Genomic DNA, 14,263 nt, shown 5'->3' with positions numbered 1-14,263 from the left:
ACTGCGCGGACATGCTGTAGCGATCAGTACTTTGACTTCACGAGACAATGAGACGACAAGAGGAGAAACACATGGGTGCAGGATTCTGGATTTCCCGCTATCTGCTGGCCAGCTCGATTTTATTCATCATCCTTTCAGTGGTCGAGTACAGCAAGGGCACGACCAGCCAGGCCGATATCCTCAGTGCCCTGGCCTGGTCGCTGGTGGCGTCGGCCATCTTCATCGGCTCGAAATACTGGCGCTACAAGAAAGCCATCGCCTGCGCCACCTGCAGCGATACACCGGCCAGCAAGCCGAAAACCAAGTCCTCATGAAAAAACGGCCACTTCGATGAAGTGGCCGTTTCATTTGGGCAAGCCCGATCAGCCACCCGTCACGGGCGGGAAGAATGCCACTTCATCGCCTTCCGCAATCACGGTATCGGCATCGCACATCACCTGATTATGCGCCATGCGCAGCGCACGGCCCTGCGCCAGCGCATATTCCCAGTTGCCGCCGCGGGCGATCAGCAGGGTTCTCACCTCGCCCACCGTCAGCGGCCCGGCCACCTCCAGCACTTCCTGGCCCGTGCCCACCAGCTCGCGCACGCTGGCGAAAAAACGCAGATTGATCTTCATCGATACTTCCCTTAGTACAGCAATTCGTTAAACGGGATAAAGCGCAGCATGTCGCCGCGCGCGATCGACAGCCCCGGCGGGCAATCGATCAAGCCGTCACCCCACACGGTGGACGTCAGCACGCCCGAACTCTGGTTGGCAAACAGTTCCAGTTCGCCCTCCTCATTGATCCTGGCGCGCAAAAACTCGTTGCGCCTGTCCGCCTTCAGGCGTTCAAACGCAGCCGGCAGCCTGTAGCTGCGAGGCGCCAGATTGCCCGCCACGCCCTGCAGGCGCAGGATGAACGGACGCACGAACAGCAGGAAGGTAACGAAGCTGGACACGGGATTGCCGGGCAGGCCGACAAAGAACGCATCCTGCACTTCGCCAAACGCCAGCGGTTTGCCCGGCTTGACGGCAATCTGCCACATGTTCAGCCGCCCTTCCGCTTCCACGGCCGGCTTGATATGGTCTTCCTCGCCCACGGACACGCCGCCCGAGGTGATGATCAAATCATTGCCCTGGGCAGCCCGACGCAGCACGGCGCGCGTGGCCTCCAGGCTATCAGGAACGATGCCCAGGTCCGTGATCTCGCAGCCGAGGTTTTCCAGCAGGCCGCGCAGGGTAAACCGGTTCGAGTTGTAGACGGCGCCCGGCGCCAAGGGTTCACCGGGCATGGCCAGTTCATCGCCCGTAAAGAAGACGGCGACGCGCAGCTTGCGCAGCACGGGCACCTGGGCCAGGCCCACGGAGGCAGCCAGGCCCATTTCCTGGCTGCGCAGGCGCCGCCCCGCACCGAGGATCTCGCCGCCGGCGCGGATATCTTCGCCCTGGCGGCGCACCCATTCACCCGCCTGCGGCACGTGATTCACCGTCACCACGCCCTCAAGCAAGGTGCACTGCTCCTGCATCACCACGCAATCGGCGCCGTCCGGGAGCAAGGCGCCCGTAAAGATGCGCGCCGCCGTCCCCGGCTGCAGGGGCTGGCCCACGTGGCCAGCCGCGATGCGCTGCGACACGGCCAGCATGGCCGCGCCGCTGGCGCAATCCTGCGCGCGCACGGCGTAGCCATCCATTTGCGTGTTGTCGCGTTCGGGCACGTTCAGGGTCGACGTTTGCGCCGTCGCCAGCACGCGGCCATTGGCGCGCATGGTGTCAATATGCTCCACCTCGGCCACCGGACGCGCCGCGCCCAGCATGAAGGCTTGCGCCTCGGCCACCGACAGCATCGGCTTGCGTACAGTGCTGGCGTCTGTCATCACAGTCCCGTGTTGGCGGCGATGTACGCCTTCATTTTCTCGACGTCGGCATCCATCACGTCGAACTTTTGCGGCAAGTCCTCGATGTTTTCGAAGCCGGCCGGGCGCTCGGCGTCGACGCCCAGCGCCTCGAGGATGGTTTCGTTGAACTTGGCCGCCAGCGCCGTTTCCAGCACGATCATCGGCACGTTCGGCTCCAGGTGCTCGCGCGCCACCTTGATGCCGTCGGCAGTGTGCGTGTCGATGGTGATGCCGTAGTCGTCGGCCACGTCGCGGATGGTGTCGAGGCGGTCCCGGTGCGTGGACTTGCCAGATTTGAAACCATATTTTGCCACCAGCTTGAACTCGTCGCCATCGCTGCCAGGCTTGCCGGACAAGTCAAAACCGCCGTGCGTTTCCACTTTGGCAAACAGCGCGCGCACGCGCTCGCTGTCGCGGCCCACCAGGTCGTAGACGAAACGCTCGAAGTTCGACGCTTTCGAGATATCCATCGACGGGCTGCTCGTATGGTAGGTTTCGGCCGACTTGCGCACACGGTACACACCCGTGCGGAAGAATTCGTCGAGCACGTCGTTTTCATTCGTCGCCGCCACCAGTTTCGAGATCGGCAGCCCCATCATGCGGGCGATATGGCCGGCGCAGATATTGCCAAAGTTGCCAGACGGCACCGTGAACGACACTTTTTGCTCATTGCTGGTGGTGGCCGCCAGGTAGCCGCGGAAGTAATACACGACTTGCGCCACGACTCTAGCCCAGTTGATGGAATTGACGGTGCCGATTTTCTGTTTCGCCTTGAACGGCAAATCGTTCGACACGGCCTTGACCATATCCTGGCAGTCGTCGAACACGCCTTTGACGGCGATGTTGACGATGTTCGGATCTTGCAGGCTGAACATCTGCGCCGTCTGGAAGGCGCTCATTTTCTTGTGCGGCGACAACATGAAGACGCGGATGCCCTTCTTGCCGCGCATCGCGTATTCAGCCGCGCTGCCCGTGTCGCCGGACGTGGCGCCGAAGATATTGAGCTCGGCATCTTGCTTGGCCAGGGTATATTCGAACAGGTTGCCCAGCAGCTGCATGGCCATGTCCTTGAAGGCCAGGGTCGGGCCGTTCGACAGCGCCTGCAGCATCAGGGTGGTCTGGCCGCCCTTGACGACGTTTTCTTCGAGCACGCGCAGCGGCGTGATGTCGGCCGCGTTTTCGCCGGCGCGGGCGTTCTTGTAAACTGCCTTGGTATAGGTTTTCGCCGTCAGTGCCTTCAGGTCCGCGGCCGGGATATCGGTGGCGAACTTCTTCAGGATTTCGAATGCCAGGTCGGCATACGACAATGTGCGCCAGGCATTGAGCTCGGCACCAGTGACTTGCGGGTAGTGTTCTGGGAGATACAGTCCGCCATCGGGGGCCAGGCCGCCCAGGAGGATGTCGGAAAATTGCTGCAAAGATGACTGTTGCGACTGCAAAGGCGCTTTATCAGCGCGGGTAGACACGTAATGCATAGATTTGAAGAGTCCAGTTGAGCTGAGTGCGGTTGATCATGAATGGCAGCGGATATTATAGTGCCAGCCGCTCCCCAAGGCGAATCGCCTGCGAACACAGCCGTCCTGCCCTCCGCATCTGTTGTCAAACAGCAGCGCCCGGCAGAGCTAGAACCATTGCACTTTGGAAATTTTCTATGGCGAGATCAACGCCCCGCGTAAAGTAGGGCTCGCATACTGGCGTACGCGCCTGATTTGCGCCACACTGGTGTTTGTCGGCCGAATTGCGGCCATTCATGGAACAGGCCATGTCGCTGAGTAAAAAACCGTATCTGCAAAGCGCCACGCTGCGCACCGACGCCGTCGTCGACCTGGACCACTATCCATTCACCATCCCCGCCATCCGTGACTTCGTGCACATGGACTTCCACCGCGACGTGACGTTTTTCGTCGGCGAGAATGGCAGCGGCAAGTCGACCATGCTCGAAGCGCTGGCCGTGGCGCTGGGCTTCGGCAAGGATGGCGGCACGCGCAATGTGCGCATCGCCCTGCCATCGGACGAGGAATCGGGCTTGCACGCGCACTTGCGTCTGAGCAAGAGTTACAAGAAGCCCGATGACAGTTATTTTTTGCGCGCCGAGAGCTTTTTCAACGTCGCCACCTACATGGACGAGATGCCGCCGGAATACCTGCAAAGCTATGGCGGCAAGTCACTGCACGCGCAATCGCACGGCGAAGCGTTCATGGCGACCTTGATCAACAAGCTGCGGGGCAAGGGTCTGTATCTGCTGGACGAGCCCGAGGCGGCCCTGTCGCCCAGCCGTCAGATGGCGGCCTTGTCCGTGATCCACCAGCTGGTGCAGGACGACTCGCAGCTGATCATCGCCACCCACTCGCCGATTTTATTGGCCTACCCGAACGCGAAAATCCTGATGTTTACGGGCGGCGGCATCCACGAAGTGGCGTATGAGGATACGGAACACTATGCCGTGACGCGCGATTTTTTGAATCACTACCCGAGAAGGCTGGAGCAGCTGTTTGAGGAGGAGTGAAGTTGGTGGCTGAGGTGGTGATGTCGGCTTACGCCCTGCGGGCTAAGCCGACCTACGCCGACCGTGGCGTATCGGAGGTCGGATTAGCGCTGCGCGCGTAATCCGACACCACCGCCAGCGCATCAACAAGCGGCGTGGTTCACCGTAATGACGTGAATGGCCAAGCCGCCCAGCGACGTTTCCTTGTACTTGTCCTGCATATCCGCGCCTGTCTGGCGCATGGTTTCGATGACTTCGTCGAGGCTGACGAAATGCGTGCCGTCGCCCTTCAGCGCCAGCGAGGCGGCCGTAATCGCTTTCACGGCGCCCATGCCGTTGCGCTCGATGCAGGGAATCTGCACCAGGCCGCCGATAGGATCGCAGGTCATGCCCAGGTGGTGCTCGATGCCGATTTCGGCCGCGTTTTCGATTTGTTCGTTCGTGCCGCCCAGGGCCGCCACCAGGCCGGCAGCCGCCATGGCGCAGGCCACGCCCACTTCGCCCTGGCAACCCACTTCGGCGCCCGAGATCGAGGCATTGCGTTTGCACAACATGCCAATGGCCGCTGCCGTCAGCATGAAGCGGCGCACGCCGCCCACGGGGTCGCTGGGGCGGCAATCCTGCGCGTAATAGCGCAACACGGCCGGGATGATGCCGGCGGCGCCGTTGGTCGGCGCCGTCACCACGCGCCCGCCGGCAGCGTTTTCTTCGTTGACAGCCATCGCGTACAGGCTGACCAGGTGCACGGCGTCGTGCGGCAAGTCGTTGGCGCGGTTGTCGGACGCCTTCGCCTCTTGCGCCAGACGCCATAGTTTGGCGGCGCGGCGCTTGACGTTCAAGCCGCCCGGCAGGTTACCCGTCGTTTCCAGGCCGTGCGCGATGCAGTCGCGCATGACCTGCCAGATGCGGTCCAGCCCAGCATTCAATTCTTCGTCGCTGCGCTTGACGCACTCGTTGGCGCGCAGCATTTCCGGAATCGACAGGCCGCTTTCCACGCCATGCGCCAGCAACTGCTCCATGGTGTCGAACGGAAACACAACTCTGGCGCTGGCGGCCGACTCCACGGCCGCTTCGGCCTGCGCCTCGCCCGCTTCGCGGATAAAACCGCCGCCGATCGAGTAATACACCTTGTCGACACGGCTGCCGTCCGCCAGTTTCAAGGTAAAGCGCATGCCGTTCGGGTGCTCGGGCAGGGACTCGCTCTTGTGCCAGATCAAGCCTGTGGCCGCCGTAAACGGCACTACATGCGTGCCCAGCAGCGCGATTTCACCGGCCGACTCGATGGCGGCCAGCTTGCTGTCGACCGCATCGGGCGCGACGTCTTGCGGCGTTTCACCCATCAAACCCAGAATGACGGCCTTGTCCGTCGCATGGCCCACACCCGTCAGCGCCAGCGAGCCATACAGGGCCGCCTCGACGCCCACTACCTGGTCCAGCGGACCGTATTCGACCAGAAAACGCCGCGCCGCCGCCATCGGCCCCACAGTATGGGAACTCGACGGCCCAATGCCGATCTTGAACAGGTCAAATACGCTCATATCCATGTAGTGTCTCTTTATATTAGTATGTTTTTATGAATGCTTGTGTGGGACTCAGGCTGCCTTGGCCGGCTGCCCTGCATCGACATTGGCCAGCATGTCAGTGACCATCTGCTCGACGCCGATCTGCGCCTTCCAGCCCCAGTCGGCACTGGCCTTGCTGTCGTCCAGGCTTTGCGGCCAGCTGTCGGCGATGGCCTGACGGCTGTCCGGCTTGTAGCTGATCTTGAAGTCCGGCACCATGTGCACGATGGCTTTCGCCAGTTGCTCGGGATTGAACGACACGCCGGCCACATTGTAGGACGAACGGATCTGGATCGATGCAGCCGGCGCGTCCATCAGTTCGATGGTGGCACGGATGGCGTCGGGCATGTAAATCATCGGCAAGGTGGTGTTCGCATCGAGGAAGCAGTCGTAGCGTTCGCCGCGCAAGGCCGCATGGAAGATGGCGATGGCGTAATCTGTGGTGCCGCCGCCCGGAGGCGATTTATAGCTGATGATGCCAGGGTAGCGGATGCTGCGCACGTCCACGCCATACTTGTTGAAGTAGTACTCGCACAGGCGTTCGCCGGCCAGCTTGCTGATGCCGTACATCGACGTCGGGTCCATCACCGTCATTTGCGGCGTATTGACCTGCGGCGTGTTCGGGCCAAATGCGGCAATCGACGATGGCCAGAAGATGCGCAGCGGCTTGCCCGCTTCGCCCCGCTCGCGCGCCAGTTCCAGGATATTGAGCAAGCCATCCATGTTCAGGCTCCACGCTTTCAATGGCGCCGCCTCGCCCGTGGCCGACAGCATGGCCGCCAGCTGGTATACCTGGGTGATGCCTTCGTCGGCGATGATTTTCGCCAGGCCGTCCTTGTCCAGCACGTTCAGCTGGGCATAGCGCTTGGCCTGGTAAAGGTTGTTCGTGCCGATGTCGCTGGCGATGACGTTGTCCGCGCCGTGCTGCTGCGCCAGCGCGCCCACCAACTCACTACCGATTTGGCCGTTTGCGCCTATGACTAAGATGCGTTCCATGCTATTTTCCTGGGTTCTTGTTAATTGGTAGTGGTAGTGGTCAGCAGACCGAGTTCCTTGCCGGCCTGCTCGAAGGCGGCCAGCACTTGCACCAGCTGTTCACGGGTATGGGCAGCCGACAGTTGCACGCGGACACGGGCCTGGCCCATCGGCACGACCGGGTAGAAGAAACCCGTCACCAGCACGCCCAGTTCATACAGGCGGGCGGCGAACTTCTGCGCCACGGGGGCGTCGAACAGCATCACGGGAACCACCGGATGCGTGCCCGGCTTGATGGTGAAGCCGATGCGCTCGATCTCGCTGCGGAAGAAAGCCGTGTTTTCATGCAGGCGGTCGCGCAGCTCGGTCGACTTGGCCAGACGCTCCAGCACCGACAGCGAGGCGCCTGCGATCGATGGCGCCAGGGTATTCGAGAACAGGTACGGGCGCGATTTCTGGCGCAGCGTGTCGATGACTTCCTTGCGCGCCGAGGTAAAGCCACCCATGGCGCCGCCCAGTGCCTTGCCCAGGGTGCCCGTGATGATGTCGATGCGGCCCATCACATTGTGGTGTTCGTGCGTGCCGCGGCCCGTCGCGCCCATGAAGCCGGAGGCGTGGCATTCGTCGATCATCACCAGCGCGCCGTATTTGTCGGCCAGGTCGCAGATCTTGTCGAGTTGCGCAATCGTGCCATCCATCGAGAATACGCCGTCCGTCACGATGACTTTATGGCGCTTGCCGGCGGCAATCGCTGCTTGCAGCTGCACTTCCAGGTCCGCCATGTCGTTGTGCGCATAGCGGTAGCGGCCAGCCTTGCACAGGCGGATGCCGTCGATGATGGAGGCGTGGTTCAGCGCGTCCGAGATGATGGCGTCGTTTTCATCGAACAGAGGCTCGAACACGCCGCCGTTGGCATCGAATGCGGCCGCGTACAAAATCGTGTCCTCGGTACCCAGAAAAGCGGAAATCGCCTGTTCCAGTTCCTTGTGCACGGTTTGCGTGCCGCAAATGAAGCGCACGGACGACAGGCCGTAACCGTATTTTTGCGTAGCGGCAATAGACGCTTCCTGCGTTTGCAGGTCGCCGGACAGGCCCAAATAGTTATTCGCACACATATTGATCAGGGTACGGCCATCGTCGCACACCACTTCAGCGCCCTGGCGCGAGGCGATCACGCGCTCGGGCTTGTACAAGCCCTGCTGGCGCAATTGATCGAGATTCTGTTGCAGACCGCTGAAAAAGGTGTTCTTCGCTTGCTCGCTCATGATGATCCTTGTGTGTCCCTGTTGTATGTGTGGTAGCCGGGTGACCTCAGCCGTCATAGGGGGAGCGGCCGCTTGACCGGTGCGCGCAGTTTGCTGTACCGTGAAGCGCTGTTTGAAGTCTACACGTTTCCGTGTTTTTCCTCAAAATCCACTATGTCGAACTGAAATTCAATATAGTGGATATTACCCAAGCCTATTGAACTTTGCAAGCCACCCGCCGATGAAAACCAGTGTTTCGACCAATTCTCCCCCTGAAGTGGGTGCCACCCTGCAACGGCTGCGCCTGGCGCGCGGCCTGACACTCGAGGATTTGTCGCGCATCGCGGGCGTCTCGAAGTCCATGCTGTCGCAAATCGAGCGCGAAAAAGCCAATCCCACCATCGCCATCACCTGGCGCCTGGCCAACGCCCTGGGCGTGCAGATCGGCGAATTGCTGTCCAGCGCGGAAAAAGCCGTGGAAACCATCCGCATCACGGACGCCCACGAAACCCCCACCCTGCCCGGCGACCATGCGGGCTACGTGCTGCGCATCCTGGGGCCGATGGAACTGGCGGGCAAATATGAATGGTATGAAGTGACCCTGGCACCGGGTGGCGAACTGGCGTCGCAGCCGCATGATCCGGGCACCACCGAGCATTTGACGGTCATCCACGGCAACCTGGAACTGGAAGTGGGCGCGGCAAAGAAAAAGGTCAAGAATGGCGGTACGGCACGCTATCCGGCGGACCAGCCGCATATCATCCGCAACCTGGGCAAGACCGAAGGCAAGGCCTTATTAGTGGTCATCCATAGATAGTTGCTTTTCAGCAGTGTGCAATAAGCTCTTTCGCCCATGCTAAGATTTTGGATTAGACAAGATTTTCACTGTCTTTCATGGAGCCTTAGCAATGACGATTTCCGACAGCACCACCACCTTCCACAACAAGAAAGTCGTCCAGTACGACCCGGACCTGCCGTTCGACGCCTCGCCCGACATCGTCTACCGTTTGTCGCTCGAGTACGACGACGAGCGCAAGATGGACGAGCTGATCGCCGGCTTCCTCGGCAAGGCCGACAAGAATGCGCTCGAAGCGCTGATCATCGGCATGTGGGGCGACCCGTACGAATCGGGCGCCGACGAGGTGATGGCCGCGCTGATCGCCCACGCCGCCGAACTGCCCAGCTTGCGCGCCCTGTTCATCGGCGACATGACGTACGAGGAATGCGAAATCTCGTGGATCGTGCAAGGCAGCTACAAGCCCCTGCTGGATGCCTTTCCTCAGCTCGAAGAGTTGCGTATCCGCGGCGGCAATGAACTTGTCATCGAACCGTTCGCCCACCAGCACCTGCGTCGCTTCATCATCGAAGCGGGCGGACTCGATCAAAAGATCGCCGAAGCACTGGCGCAATCGAGCATGCCGCAGCTGGAGCACCTGGAACTGTGGCTGGGCACGGACGACTATGGCTTTTCGGGCGACGTCGACCTGTACCGCAAGGTGCTGGCACAGCTGACCGTGCCCTCCCTGCGTTACCTGGGCCTGCGCGACGCGGAAATCGCCGACGACCTGGCCGTCTGGCTGGCGGAAGAACCGCTGGTGGCGCAGCTCGCCACGCTTGACCTGTCGCTGGGCACCATCGGCGACCTGGGCGCCGTGGCCGTGCTCAATCACACGCAGCTGGGCGGCTTGACGCGCCTGGACCTGTCGCACCACTACATTTCCGAGGAAAACCAGGCGAAACTGAAGGCGCTGCCCTTCGAGGTGGTGCTGGACGATCCCCAGGAAGCGGACGAAGACGACGGTGAAAGCTACCGTTACGTGGCAGTGGGCGAGTAGTCGTGGTCAAGTAAACGGAGTTTCATTCCTTGCACACGCATCTCACCCTGCTGGCGACCGCTGGCAGCAAGCGCGTGCGCCTGATGCAGGCGGCGCGCGCGCAGCTGCGCCTGCCGCCCGCGCAGGTGCTGGAATGGCGCGACTGGCTAAGTCAGCCCGCCTTGCTCAATGTCGCGTTGGCGCATCCCGGCCTATTGAAAATCGAACCTCCCGGCGACGATCCCGCCGCCCATTTGCTGTTGCTGCAGGCAGGCTGCCGGCTGCTGGACCGTCCGCCGGTCGCCGCGCCCGCGCATGGCGAACTGCTGGCCATGGATGCCTGGTTTGCCGGTTTTACGTCTGCCATGGCGACCCTGGCCGCGCAGTTGGCCGAGCTGCCGCAGGCGCGCGTGGTCAATGCGCCGGCCGACATCCGCCTCATGACGGACAAGCTGGCCTGCCAGCGCCACCTGGCCGCGCATGGCGTCGCCATTCCCACCCTGCTCGGCCCCGTGCACGGCTACGCGCACCTGCAGTCGCTGCTGCACCAGCATGACCTGGACCGCGTGTATCTGAAGCCGCGCTACGGCTCGTCCGCGTCCGGCGTCGTCGCCTACCGCAGGAACAAGGCCGGGCGGCAGCAAGCCACCACCTCGGCCACCTTATCGCAGGCGGATGGCCAGACACGCTTGTTCAATGTCAAGCGCATGGCGCGCTACGAGACGCAACACGACATCGCGGCCCTGGTCGATGCGCTGGCCGCGCAGGAACTGTACGCGGAAGCGTGGCTGAACAAACCCCGCTGCGGCGACAGCCATTACGACCTGCGCGTGGTGACCGTAGCCGGCCAACCCGCGCACCGCGTGGCGCGCATCGGACAACACATGGTGACCAATCTGCACCTCGACAACCGGCGCGGCGACGCTTCCAGCCTGCTGAACGACGCCGACATGCGCGCACTGGAGGACACAAGCTCTCAAGCGGCGCGCGCCTTCCCCGCCAGCCATGTGACAGGCTACGACCTTGTCGTGAGCAACGGCCAGGCCCGCGTGCTCGAAGCCAATGCCTTTGGCGACCTGCTGCCCGGCCTGCTGTGGCATGACGCGGATACGTACACGGCGCAGCTCTCTCATTTCAGCCAACATGCCTAAAGAACCACCGACCATCCCTGACATGCACGCCATCGTCGGCAGCCACGACATCGTCTTCATCACGCTCGACACCCTGCGCTTTGACGTGGCGCAAGCGCTGCATGAAGCAGGCGAACTGCCCGTGCTGGGGCGTTTTTTACCACCGGGAGGCTGGGAACGGCGCCACTCGCCTGCGACCTTCACGTATGCGGCGCACCAGGCCTTCTTCGCGGGTTTTTTGCCCACGCCGGCCGCACCGGGCCGCCATCCGCGCCTGTTCGCTTCCGCCTTCGCGGGCAGCGAAACCACCTCGCCGCACACGTTTGCGTTCGAGCAAGCGGACCTTCCCTCCGCGCTGGCCGCGCGCGGCTACCGCACCATCTGCATCGGCGGCGTGGGTTTCTTTAATAAACAGACGGCGCTGGGCACGGTGCTGCCGTCGCTGTTCCAGGAAAGCCACTGGAACGCCGGCATGGGCGTGGCCAGCCGCCATTCGACGCAAAAACAGGTGGCACTGGCCATAGCCCGCCTGGCGGACAGCGATCAGCGCACCTTCTTGTTCATCAACGTGGCGGCCCTGCACACGCCGAACCGCGCCTACCTGCCCGGCTGCCGCGCCGACTGCCTGGAAAGCCATGCGGCGGCCCTGCGCTATGTCGACCAGGCGCTCGCGCCACTGTTTGCCGCCTGCGCCGCGCGCGCGCCCACGTTTGCCATCGTCTGCTCGGATCACGGCAGCGCGTATGGCGAAGACGGTTACCGGGGCCACAGGGTGGCCCATGACAGCGTCTGGAACGTGCCGTACGCGCACTTCCTCATCGCCCCCGATACACATCCCAAGGAGTCCCCACCGTGAACCCAGCCGAACAGCCTGGCACCCTGGCGCAGCGCATGCGCCACACGCCCTACCAGGCGTATTCCTACTCCTATCCGCACAAGGCAGCCTACCGCGCCTTGCCGCAGGCGGCGCCCCTCGCGCCACTGTGGGCGCAGCAAGACCGTTCCGCCCTCTTTGCCTACATCCACATCCCGTTTTGCGAGATGCGCTGCGGCTTTTGCAACCTGTTCGCCATGGCCCGCCCAAGCGGCGACATGGTCGAGCGCTACGTGCAGCAAGTGCTGGTGCAGATGCGCGCCCTGGCCGGCGCACTGGGCGAACGGCGCTTTGCCCGCTTCGCGCTGGGCGGCGGCACGCCCACCTATCTGTCGCCGGCGCAGCTGGACACCTTGCTGCGCGGCGCGCGCGATATCCTCGGCATCGACCTGCAGCACACGCCGGCCGGCATCGAAGCGTCGCCAGAAACCATCACCACCGAACGCCTGGCCGTGTGCCGCGCGCATGGCATCGACCGGGTCAGCCTGGGCATTCAGAGTTTTGCCGCCGGCGAAATGCGCGCGCTGGCCCGGCCGCAGCAAAACGCCACCGTCCATCACGCCATCGGCCTGATACGCGCCGCCGGTTTTCCGACCCTGAACCTGGACCTTATCTACGGCATCGCCGGGCAAACCGTGGCCAGCCTGCTGGCCTCCATCGACAGCGCGCTGGCCTTCGCGCCCGAGGAAATCTATTTGTATCCGCTGTACGTGCGCGAGCAGACGGGCCTCGGCAAGGTGGCGCGCCGCCAGGGCGCTCAATCGCTCAATCCCATCATGCTGGCGCAGGACGGCGACAGCCGTTTGGCCCTGTACGCGGCCGCGCGCGACCATTTGCGCGCGCAAGGCTACGAGCAGGTCTCGATGCGCATGTTCCGCGCGCCCCATGCGCCGGAACAAAACGGGCCATCGTACTGCTGCCAGAACGATGGCATGGTGGGCCTGGGCGCGGGCGCCCGCTCCTACACGGCCAACCTCCATTATTCGAGCGAGTACGCAGTGGCGCGCACGGACACCATCAACATCATCGAACAGTATCTGGCGCTCGATGAAGCGCGCTTCGCGCAGGCAGAACACGGCTACCAGCTTGATGAAGCAGAACAGCGCCGCCGCTACGTGATCCAGTCGCTGCTGACCGAACCGGGCCTGGACCGCGACACCTACATGGCGCGCTTCGGCACGCGCTGCGAAGAAGACTTGCCGCAACTGGCCGAGCTGCACTCCTTGGCCCTGGTGCAAGAGGATGGCCCGCTGCTGCGCCTGAATGAGCGGGGCTACAGCTACGCCGATACCATCGGCCCCTGGCTGGCGTCCGATACGGTGCGGGCGCTGATGGCCGAAGGCGGCCAGGCGTGCTGACAGCGCCGGCAGCAACGCTGTCCCTGCTGTACCGGGGCACGCTATCGAGCTGCAATTACGCCTGCGGCTACTGCCCGTTTGCCAAAAAACGCGACAGCCGCGCTGCGCTGGCCCGCGATGCGCGCGAAGTGGCACGCTTCACCAGCTGGGTGGCGGCGCAAAACCGGAACATCAGTGTCCTGTTCACGCCCTGGGGCGAAGCGCTGGTGCGGCGCCACTACCGTACGGCCATGCAAACCCTGGCAACGCTGCCGCACGTGCGCCAGGTGGCGCTGCAGACGAATCTGTCCGGCCCATTGGGCTGGCTGGAGAACATGGACGGGCTGGAAAAGATCGGCCTGTGGTGCACCTACCATCCGGACCAGACGACACTGGCCCGTTTTCTCGCACGCTGCGCGCGCCTGGACGCCATGGGCGTGCGCTACTCCGTGGGCGTCGTGGCAATGAATGAACACCTGGATGCCATCCGCGCCCTGCGCACGGCCCTGCCCGCCCACGTCTACCTGTGGCTGAACGCGTATGACCGCCGTGGCCCCGGCTACTACAGCGAGCAAGACCTGGCCTGGCTCGATGGCGTCGACCCGTGGTTCGCGCAAAACCGCCGCCCGTCTCCCTCACGCGGCAAACCTTGCCTGGCGGGCGAAGCGTCGCTGTCCGTCGATGGCGCTGGCGAACTGGCGCGCTGCCACTTCGTGCCCGAGCGGCTGGGGAATTTGTATGCGGATGAACTGGAGGACATGCTGCAGGAACGGCCCTGCCCCCGCTTCAAGTGCGATTGCTATATCGGCTATGCGCAGCGCAAGGATTTGCCGTTTCAGGCCTTGTTTGGGGAGGGTGTGCTGGCGAGGATTGTGACTGTAGGTCGAATTAGCGGGGCGAAAAGCCCCGCGTAATCCGACATCGTGCTGACATGACAGGTGGTGTCGGATTACGCACGGCGATGCC

14 protein-coding genes are annotated in these 14,263 nt (G+C 63.0%); 8 read left to right on the top strand and 6 right to left on the bottom strand.

Going from position 1 to position 14,263, the window contains the following annotated elements; translation table 11 throughout:
- The first annotated feature begins 71 nt into the window (after positions 1–71).
- Entirely contained in the window at positions 72–314 is a 243-nt protein-coding gene (locus CLU92_RS06060; protein ID WP_101481160.1) for a hypothetical protein, read from the top strand.
- A 48-nt stretch (positions 315–362) separates the two neighbouring features.
- On the opposite strand, the gene moaD is transcribed toward CLU92_RS06060, so the two are convergent.
- The 3 genes from moaD to thrC are packed head-to-tail and all read right to left on the bottom strand — an operon-like array spanning position 363 to position 3,351.
- Positions 363–617: a molybdopterin converting factor subunit 1 gene (moaD, locus tag CLU92_RS06055; protein ID WP_101481159.1), complete on the bottom strand. Its 255-nt coding sequence runs from the start codon at positions 615–617 to the stop codon at positions 363–365.
- Between the two features lie 11 nt (positions 618–628).
- Positions 629–1,855, bottom strand: coding sequence for a gephyrin-like molybdotransferase Glp (glp, locus tag CLU92_RS06050; RefSeq protein ID WP_101481158.1), 1,227 nt, complete (start codon positions 1,853–1,855; stop codon positions 629–631).
- Positions 1,855–3,351: a threonine synthase gene (thrC, locus tag CLU92_RS06045; protein WP_101481157.1), complete on the bottom strand. Its 1,497-nt coding sequence runs from the start codon at positions 3,349–3,351 to the stop codon at positions 1,855–1,857. The genes glp and thrC overlap by 1 nt, the downstream gene beginning before the upstream one ends.
- 287 nt (positions 3,352–3,638) lie before the next feature.
- Between thrC and CLU92_RS06040 the strand changes: the two genes are divergently transcribed.
- On the top strand, positions 3,639–4,382 hold the full coding sequence (locus CLU92_RS06040) for an AAA family ATPase (RefSeq protein ID WP_166674795.1): 744 nt from the start codon (positions 3,639–3,641) through the stop codon (positions 4,380–4,382).
- Between the two features lie 122 nt (positions 4,383–4,504).
- Here the strand turns inward: CLU92_RS06040 and CLU92_RS06035 are convergent, their stop codons facing one another.
- From CLU92_RS06035 to kbl, 3 genes are read right to left on the bottom strand one after another with little or no spacing between them, the layout of a single operon-like run.
- Positions 4,505–5,905, bottom strand: coding sequence for an L-serine ammonia-lyase (locus CLU92_RS06035; RefSeq protein WP_101481156.1), 1,401 nt, complete (start codon positions 5,903–5,905; stop codon positions 4,505–4,507).
- A gap of 48 nt (positions 5,906–5,953) precedes the next feature.
- The gene (locus CLU92_RS06030) at positions 5,954–6,919 is read right to left on the bottom strand and encodes an NAD-dependent epimerase/dehydratase family protein (protein ID WP_101481155.1); all 966 of its coding nucleotides are present in this window, start codon (positions 6,917–6,919) and stop codon (positions 5,954–5,956) included.
- Positions 6,920–6,939: 20 nt separating this feature from the next.
- Positions 6,940–8,163, bottom strand: a complete 1,224-nt coding sequence (gene kbl / locus CLU92_RS06025; RefSeq protein WP_101481154.1) for a glycine C-acetyltransferase — start codon at positions 8,161–8,163, stop codon at positions 6,940–6,942.
- A gap of 220 nt (positions 8,164–8,383) precedes the next feature.
- On the opposite strand from kbl, the gene CLU92_RS06020 reads away from it, so the two are divergent.
- From CLU92_RS06020 to CLU92_RS05995, 6 genes are all read left to right on the top strand, one after another.
- A complete protein-coding gene (locus tag CLU92_RS06020) occupies positions 8,384–8,959 on the top strand; it encodes a helix-turn-helix domain-containing protein (RefSeq protein ID WP_071323776.1) in 576 nt (191 codons plus the stop codon).
- Positions 8,960–9,050: 91 nt separating this feature from the next.
- Positions 9,051–9,977, top strand: a complete 927-nt coding sequence (locus CLU92_RS06015) for an STM4015 family protein (RefSeq protein ID WP_101481153.1) — start codon at positions 9,051–9,053, stop codon at positions 9,975–9,977.
- A 29-nt stretch (positions 9,978–10,006) separates the two neighbouring features.
- Positions 10,007–11,107 (top strand): STM4014 family protein, encoded by a 1,101-nt coding sequence (locus CLU92_RS06010; RefSeq protein ID WP_101481152.1) that lies wholly within the window; start codon positions 10,007–10,009, stop codon positions 11,105–11,107.
- A complete protein-coding gene (locus CLU92_RS06005) occupies positions 11,100–11,942 on the top strand; it encodes an STM4013/SEN3800 family hydrolase (RefSeq protein WP_101481151.1) in 843 nt (280 codons plus the stop codon). The genes CLU92_RS06010 and CLU92_RS06005 overlap by 8 nt, the downstream gene beginning before the upstream one ends.
- Positions 11,939–13,318: an STM4012 family radical SAM protein gene (locus CLU92_RS06000; protein WP_208327725.1), complete on the top strand. Its 1,380-nt coding sequence runs from the start codon at positions 11,939–11,941 to the stop codon at positions 13,316–13,318. Before CLU92_RS06005 ends, CLU92_RS06000 begins: the two co-directional genes overlap by 4 nt.
- Positions 13,312–14,211, top strand: coding sequence for an STM4011 family radical SAM protein (locus CLU92_RS05995; protein WP_101481150.1), 900 nt, complete (start codon positions 13,312–13,314; stop codon positions 14,209–14,211). Before CLU92_RS06000 ends, CLU92_RS05995 begins: the two co-directional genes overlap by 7 nt.
- Positions 14,212–14,263 lie beyond the last annotated feature (52 nt).

It is taken from the genome of Janthinobacterium sp. 61 (genome assembly GCF_002846335.1).
GTDB lineage: Bacteria > Pseudomonadota > Gammaproteobacteria > Burkholderiales > Burkholderiaceae_D > Janthinobacterium.
Note: the sequence above shows the minus strand (reverse complement) of the source record. Positions and strands in the feature narration are given on the sequence as shown.

Excerpts from the sequence above, each read along its gene's own strand:
- CLU92_RS06060 (WP_101481160.1), top strand. The coding sequence starts at position 72 with ATGGGTGCAGGATTCTGGATTTCCCGCTATCTGCTGGCCAGCTCGATT.
- glp (WP_101481158.1), bottom strand. The coding sequence starts at position 1,855 with ATGACAGACGCCAGCACTGTACGCAAGCCGATGCTGTCGGTGGCCGAG.
- CLU92_RS06035 (WP_101481156.1), bottom strand. The coding sequence starts at position 5,905 with ATGGATATGAGCGTATTTGACCTGTTCAAGATCGGCATTGGGCCGTCG.
- CLU92_RS06015 (WP_101481153.1), top strand. The coding sequence starts at position 9,051 with ATGACGATTTCCGACAGCACCACCACCTTCCACAACAAGAAAGTCGTC.
- kbl (WP_101481154.1), bottom strand. The coding sequence starts at position 8,163 with ATGAGCGAGCAAGCGAAGAACACCTTTTTCAGCGGTCTGCAACAGAAT.
- CLU92_RS06030 (WP_101481155.1), bottom strand. The coding sequence starts at position 6,919 with ATGGAACGCATCTTAGTCATAGGCGCAAACGGCCAAATCGGTAGTGAG.
- CLU92_RS06040 (WP_166674795.1), top strand. The coding sequence starts at position 3,639 with ATGTCGCTGAGTAAAAAACCGTATCTGCAAAGCGCCACGCTGCGCACC.
- moaD (WP_101481159.1), bottom strand. The coding sequence starts at position 617 with ATGAAGATCAATCTGCGTTTTTTCGCCAGCGTGCGCGAGCTGGTGGGC.
- CLU92_RS06020 (WP_071323776.1), top strand. The coding sequence starts at position 8,384 with ATGAAAACCAGTGTTTCGACCAATTCTCCCCCTGAAGTGGGTGCCACC.
- thrC (WP_101481157.1), bottom strand. The coding sequence starts at position 3,351 with ATGCATTACGTGTCTACCCGCGCTGATAAAGCGCCTTTGCAGTCGCAA.
- CLU92_RS06005 (WP_101481151.1), top strand. The coding sequence starts at position 11,100 with ATGCCTAAAGAACCACCGACCATCCCTGACATGCACGCCATCGTCGGC.